At 68.8% G+C, this 6,307-nt stretch carries 3 protein-coding genes; 1 reads left to right on the top strand and 2 read right to left on the bottom strand.

What is annotated here, in order from left to right; translation table 11 throughout:
* Window positions 1-190 precede the first annotated feature (190 nt).
* Window positions 191-577, bottom strand: a complete 387-nt coding sequence (locus FFK22_RS40475; RefSeq protein WP_138893499.1) for a YciI family protein — start codon at window positions 575-577, stop codon at window positions 191-193.
* Window positions 578-651: 74 nt separating this feature from the next.
* Complete coding sequence (locus FFK22_RS40470) at window positions 652-1,077, bottom strand: hypothetical protein (protein WP_138893498.1); 426 nt, start codon at window positions 1,075-1,077, stop codon at window positions 652-654.
* A gap of 316 nt (window positions 1,078-1,393) precedes the next feature.
* Between FFK22_RS40470 and FFK22_RS40465 the strand changes: the two genes are divergently transcribed.
* A complete protein-coding gene (locus FFK22_RS40465; RefSeq protein ID WP_138893497.1) occupies window positions 1,394-6,247 on the top strand; it encodes an NAD-glutamate dehydrogenase in 4,854 nt (1,617 codons plus the stop codon).
* The last annotated feature ends 60 nt before the right edge of the window (window positions 6,248-6,307 follow it).

Here is a 6,307-nt window from a genome sequence, read left to right as displayed (position 1 = left end):
CGAGGGCAGCGCGAGCGGCAGGACACCCGGATCCTCGACGGCGGATCCGTATCGGTTCAGGCGCTCGCGCAGGGCGGCGAGGGCGGACATGGCGGGTCATGATGTTCCGTATTTGTTCCAATATGAATCCACCACGGCGCCCGAGAGTCAAGCCGAGTCGGTTCTTGGATGGGAAAGAGCCTGCCGCCGGTCAGGCGACGGAGGTGCCTGTGCGGCTGTCGGGCAGGAACAGCCGGACCGGCCGGATCTCGTAGCCGCCGATGCCGGGATTCGCCTGCTCCAGCTCCTGGGCGATGGCGACCGCCTCGTCCTGCGATTCGCAGTCAACCACGTAGAAGCCGAGCATCTGCTCCTTGGTCTCGGCATAGGGGCCGTCGATCACCAGGGGCGGCTGGTGGCCCTTCATCAGCGTGGTCGCGGCGCTGGTGAAGGCCAGCCGCGCGGCGGGGCCCAGCTTGCCGTCCGCGGCCAGCCGCTTGTGGACGATTTCGAGCCGGGCCATGACCGCGTCATCCTCCGCCTGCGTCCAGGCGCCGATGACCTCTTCCGAGTTGTAACAAAGAATGGCGTAGAGCATCCGGGCCTCCCCTCCCCGAGTCCGGGCGGGAGTATGCCTGGAAAATCCTGTGCTGCCAGCCCGGCCGGCGGCGATTACGGCATCGGCTGCACCACCACGGCGCCGGGGGCCACGGTCACGGCCGTGCCGCCGGCGGCCGGCAGATAGGCGCTGGTCATGACGTCGAGCTGGTCGGCGCGGATCGTCTCCAGCGTCTGGCACAGCGACCATTTCGCGGTCGGGCCGGAGACGGTGATGCGGTCGCCGATGCGGACCGGGACCGGCTTGCCCTGGATCGACACCTCGCTGCCGTCGTCGCGGCGCAGCACGCTGCAGGGCCGGCCGACCTGGAGTGTGCCGGTGTAGACGACCCTGACGTCGTCATGCCACGCGGTCGACACCTTCGGGAAATCATAGGGCGGAATCTGCTCCTGCCGCCCGGAGGTCTGGCAGGCGCTGAGCAGGGCGGCCGCGGCGAGCGCGATGAAGAGGGTCGGCGAGGGGCGATGACGGGTCGACAACACGCGCTCTCTTTCTCGTTTTGGCGGCGGAAACATTTCTTCCAATACAGGTCTTCCATACAGGCGAAGCGGGGCCGCCGTCCAGAAGACGTTCGAAGCGAACGTTCCGGACCGAAGGTGGGTTATTTCCGACCGGATTGCGGAGACTTTGTGAGCGCGAATGCCCTAACCGCCGGTTTTGTCTGACAAAAATTACCGAGAACGCCGCCGAACCGTCACGGTTCGGCGGTTTCCTTTTAGCCGGGTTGATTGTATGCCCTTGAGGCCCTGATGCGGCCCCAACCGTTCGGGTCGCACGCTCTCGGGAGTCTGCAGGATGTCAAAGGCCGATCAGCACAAGGCCGAAATCGTCGATGGTGTCGTGGCCCTGGCCAAGCAGCGGCTCGACCCGGCGAAGGGAGGAATGGCCGAGCGGTTCACCCGCCTGTATTTCCGCAACGTGCCGCCGCACGACGTGCTGCGCGAGGGCACGGACACCCTCTACAGCGTCGCCCTCGGCCTGCTGCAGTTCGGCGGCGAGCGCCGCAAGGGCGAGGTCAAGATCCGGATCTTCAACCCGGTCTATGACGATTACGGCTGGCGCAGCCCGCACACCGTGGTCGAGATCATCAACGACGACATGCCGTTCCTGGTCGATTCGGTGACCGCGGCGCTGTCCGAGCTCGGCCTGACCGTGCATCTGGTGGTCCACCCGATCGTCGCCGTCACCCGTGACGCCCAGGGCCGGCTGACCGACGTGCAGGACCCGGCCGCGGCGCCCGAAGGCGCGCCGGCCGAGAGCTTCATGCATGTCCAGGTCGACGAGCGCACCGACCAGGCGACGCTCGACCGGATCGCGGCGACGCTGCGCGGCGTGCTGGCCGATGTCCGCGCCGCGGTCGAGGACTGGAGCCAGATGCGGCAGCGGATCCGCACCGTGCTCGAGGAACTCGACCACAAGGCGCTGCCGGTCGACCCGGGCGAGACGCGCGAGATCACCGCCTTCCTGGAATGGCTCGAGGACGACCATTTCACCTTCCTGGGCTACCGCCGCTACGATTTCGCCCGCACCGACGACGGGCTGGAGATCGCGATCGTGCCGGGCAGCGGCCTGGGCATCCTGCGCCAGCCCGAGGTCTCGGTGTTCGACGGCGCCCGCCGCTACGACCGGATGTCGGAAGAGGCGCAGTCGATGCTGCGCAGCACCGCGCCGCTGACCGTCACCAAGGCCAGCCTGAAGGCGACGGTGCACCGGCCGGTGCATCTCGACGTCTTCACCGTCAAGATCTTCGACGAGGCCGGCGAGGTGGTGGGCGACCACATGTTCGTCGGCCTGTTCACCTCGGTCGCCTACAGCCGCAGCGCTCGCGACATCCCCTATCTCAGGGCCAAGGTCAGCCGCACCCTGGCGCGCGCCGGGATGGACCCGCGCAGCCATGACGGCAAGGCGCTGGGCCACATCCTCGACACCTATCCGCGCGACGAGCTGTTCCAGATCTCCGACGAGCAACTGCTCGACATCGGCATGGGCATCCTGCATCTGCAGGAGCGGCAGCGCACGGCGCTGTTCGTGCGCCGCGACCCGTTCGGGCGCTTCGTCTCCTGCCTCGTCTACGTGCCGCGCGACCGCTACAACACCGACCTGCGCCACCGCATCCAGAAGATCCTGGAGAAGGCGTATGGCGGGCCGGTCACGGCCTTCAGCACCCAGATGACCGAAGGGGCGCATGCCCGCGTCCACTTCCTGATCAAGACCGAGCCCGGCGCCGGCACGGACGAGCCGGTCGACGTGATCGAGGAGCGGCTGGTCGAGGCCGGGCGCAGCTGGTCCGACCTGCTGCAATCGGCGCTGGTCGAGAAGAAGGGCGAGGAGCAGGGGCTGATCCTGCTGCGCCGCTATGCCGAGGCCTTCCCGGCCGGCTACCGCGAGGAGACCACGCCGGCGGCGGCGATCGTCGACATCGAGCGGATCGAGGAGATCGACGAGGCCGGCGAGATCGGGCTGCACCTGTTCCGCCCGCTCGAGGCGGCGCCGAACGAGCTGCGCTTCAAGCTGTACCACCGCGGCACGCCGGTGCCGCTGTCCGACGTGCTGCCGATGCTGGAGCATCTCGGCTTCAAGGTGGTGTCGGAGGTTCCGACCGAGGTCGCGCTGGCGGGCCAGCCGCCGGTCTGGATCCATGATTTCGAGATGCGCAGCCGCAGCGGCGACGCGATCGAGCTGAACCGCCTCAAGGCCGTGTTCCAGACCGCCTTCGAGCGGATCTGGACCGGCGACATGGAGGATGACCGGCTGAACCGGCTGGTGCTGGCCGGCGGGCTCGACTGGCGCTCGGTGACGCTGCTGCGCGCCTATGCCAAGTTCCTGCGCCAGGCCCGCTTCGCCTTCAGCCAGGAGACGATCGAGGACACGCTGGTCGCCCATCCGGAGACCACCCGCGCCATCGTCCGCCTGTTCGCCACCCGCTTCGACCCGGAGCTGACCGGCGACCGCGAGGTGGCGATCCGCGGCATGCTGGTCGAGATCGAGCATGCGCTCGACGCGGTCACCAACCTGGACGAGGACCGCATCCTCCGCCGCTACCTGAACCTGGTGCGGTCGACCCTGCGCACCAACTACTTCCAGACCGACGACCAGGGCGGGCCGAAATCCTACCTGTCGCTGAAGCTGGAGAGCCCGTCGGTCGAGGAGCTGCCGCTGCCGCGGCCGTGGCGCGAGATCTTCGTCTACAGCCCGCGCATGGAAGGCGTGCATCTGCGCGGCGGCAAGGTCGCCCGCGGCGGCATCCGCTGGTCCGACCGGCGCGAGGATTTCCGCACCGAGATCCTCGGGCTGATGAAGGCGCAGATGGTGAAGAACACCGTCATCGTGCCGGTCGGCTCGAAGGGCGGCTTCGTGCTGAAGCGGCCGCCGGCCGCCGCGGCGGGGCGCGAGGCGTTCCAGGCCGAAGGCGTCGAATGCTACAAGATCCTGATGCGCGGGATGCTCGACATCACCGACACCATCGTCGGCGGCGAGACCCGGCATCCGGAGCGCGTCGTCCGGCATGACGAGGACGATCCCTACCTCGTGGTCGCGGCCGACAAGGGCACGGCCACCTTCTCCGACATCGCCAACGGCGTCAGCCAGGATTACGGCTTCTGGCTGGACGACGCCTTCGCCTCCGGCGGCTCGGCCGGCTACGACCACAAGAAGATGGGCATCACTGCCCGCGGCGCCTGGGAATCGGTGAAGCGGCACTTCCGCGAGCTGGGCACCGACATCCAGTCCCAGGACTTCACCTGCGTCGGCGTCGGCGACATGTCGGGCGACGTGTTCGGCAACGGCATGATCCTGTCCGAGCACACCCGCCTGTTCGGCGCCTTCAACCACCTGCACATCTTCGTCGACCCGGACCCGGACGCGGCCACGAGCTTCGCCGAGCGCAAGCGGCTGTTCGACCTGGCCCGCGGATCCTGGGACCAGTACGATGCGTCGCTGCTGTCGCCCGGCGGCGCCGTGTTCGACCGGAAGGCGAAGTCGATCAAGCTGTCGCCCGAGATCCGCGCCCGCTTCGGCATCGAGCGCGAGACGGTGACGCCGAACGAGCTGATGCAGACGATGCTGAAAGCCCAGGTCGACCTGCTGTGGTTCGGCGGCATCGGCACCTATGTGAAGAGCAGCCGCGAGAGCCACGCCGATGTCGGCGACAAGGCCAACGACGCGCTGCGCATCAACGGCCGCGACGTCCGCGCCAAGGTGATCGGCGAGGGCGCCAATCTCGGCGTCACCCAGTTCGGTCGCATCGAATACGCCCGCATCGGTGCCGGCGGCACGGGCGGCAAGATGAACACCGACTTCATCGACAACTCGGCCGGCGTCGACACCTCGGACCACGAGGTCAACATCAAGATCCTGCTGGGAGCGGTGGTCCAGGCCGGCGACCTGACGCTGAAGCAGCGCAACACGGTGCTGGGCAGCATGACCGAGGAGGTCGGCCACCTGGTCCTGCGCGACAACTACCTGCAGAGCCAGGCGCTGTCGCTCGCGGTCGGCGAGGGCTTCGAGGTGCTGGACCAGCAGGCCCGCTTCATGCGCGGGCTGGAGAAGGCGGGCAAGCTCGACCGCGTGATCGAGATGCTGCCGACCGACGAGGAGCTGACCCAGCGCTCCGGCAACCGCGAAGGGCTGACCCGGCCGGAACAGGCGGTGATCCTGGCCTATGCCAAGATCAACATCTACGACGCGCTGCTAGCCAGCGACCTGCCGGACGATCCGGCGCTGGTCGATGACCTCGTGCTGTACTTCCCGACGGTGCTGCGCGAGCGCTTCCGGGACGCCATCCCGCACCACCGGCTGCGGCGCGAGATCGTGGCCACCCACGTCACCAACAGCATGGTGAACCGGGTTGGCGCCACCTTCGTGTCGGAGCTGGCGGACAAGACCGGCCTGGGCGTGGCCGACATCGCCCGCGCCTATCTGATCGTGCGCGACAGCTTCAGCTTGCGCGAGATCTGGGCGGCGGTCGAGGCGCTGGACAACAAGGCCGAGGCCCAGGCCCAGATCCGCGCCATGCTGGCGACACGGCGGCTGATCGAGCGCTGCGTCGCCTGGATCCTGCGCCAGCAGGGCCGCGGCCTCGACATCAGCCAGGACGTGGCGCATCTCAAGCCCGGCCTGACCGAGCTGGAGAGCCAGCTGGACACGGCGATCTTCGACGACGCCCGCGCCGTGATCGACACCCGCGCCCAGCGCTTCGTCGACGCCGGCTTCCCGGAGGATCTGGCCCGCCGCGTCGCCCGGCTGAACCTGTGGGCGGCGGGGCTGGACATCATCCGCATCGCCGACCAGGCCGGGCGCGGCGTCACCGAGGTGGCATCGGTCTATTTCGAGGCCGGCCGCCGGCTGGGCCTGGCCTGGCTGCGCGACGGCGCCAGCCGGATGCCGGCCAGCAACCACTGGCAGAAGCAGGCGGTGGGGGCGATCGTCGACGACCTGTACACGCTGCAGGCCGACCTGGCGGTCCGCGCCCTGCAGGACGCGCCGGCGGGCGCGGCCGGGGCCGATGTCGTGGAGGCCTGGGTCGGCCACCGCCGCGCCCCGGTCGACCGGATCGACCAGCTGGTGTCGGAGCTCAAGGCGCTGGACCAGGTCGACCTGTCGATGCTGGCCGTCGCCAACCGCAATCTGCGCGGCCTGGCGACGGGGTAACGCGCGGCCGCTCCCTGATAGTTCCTGGTCCCCCCTCCCCCTAACCCCCTCCCGCGAGGG

The sequence above is a fragment of the Mycobacterium sp. KBS0706 genome (assembly GCF_005938675.2).
In the GTDB taxonomy this organism is placed as follows: Bacteria; Pseudomonadota; Alphaproteobacteria; order DSM-16000; family Inquilinaceae; genus Inquilinus.
The sequence above is the reverse complement of the archived record's forward strand: the minus strand, read 5'-3'. Positions and strand labels throughout refer to the sequence as shown.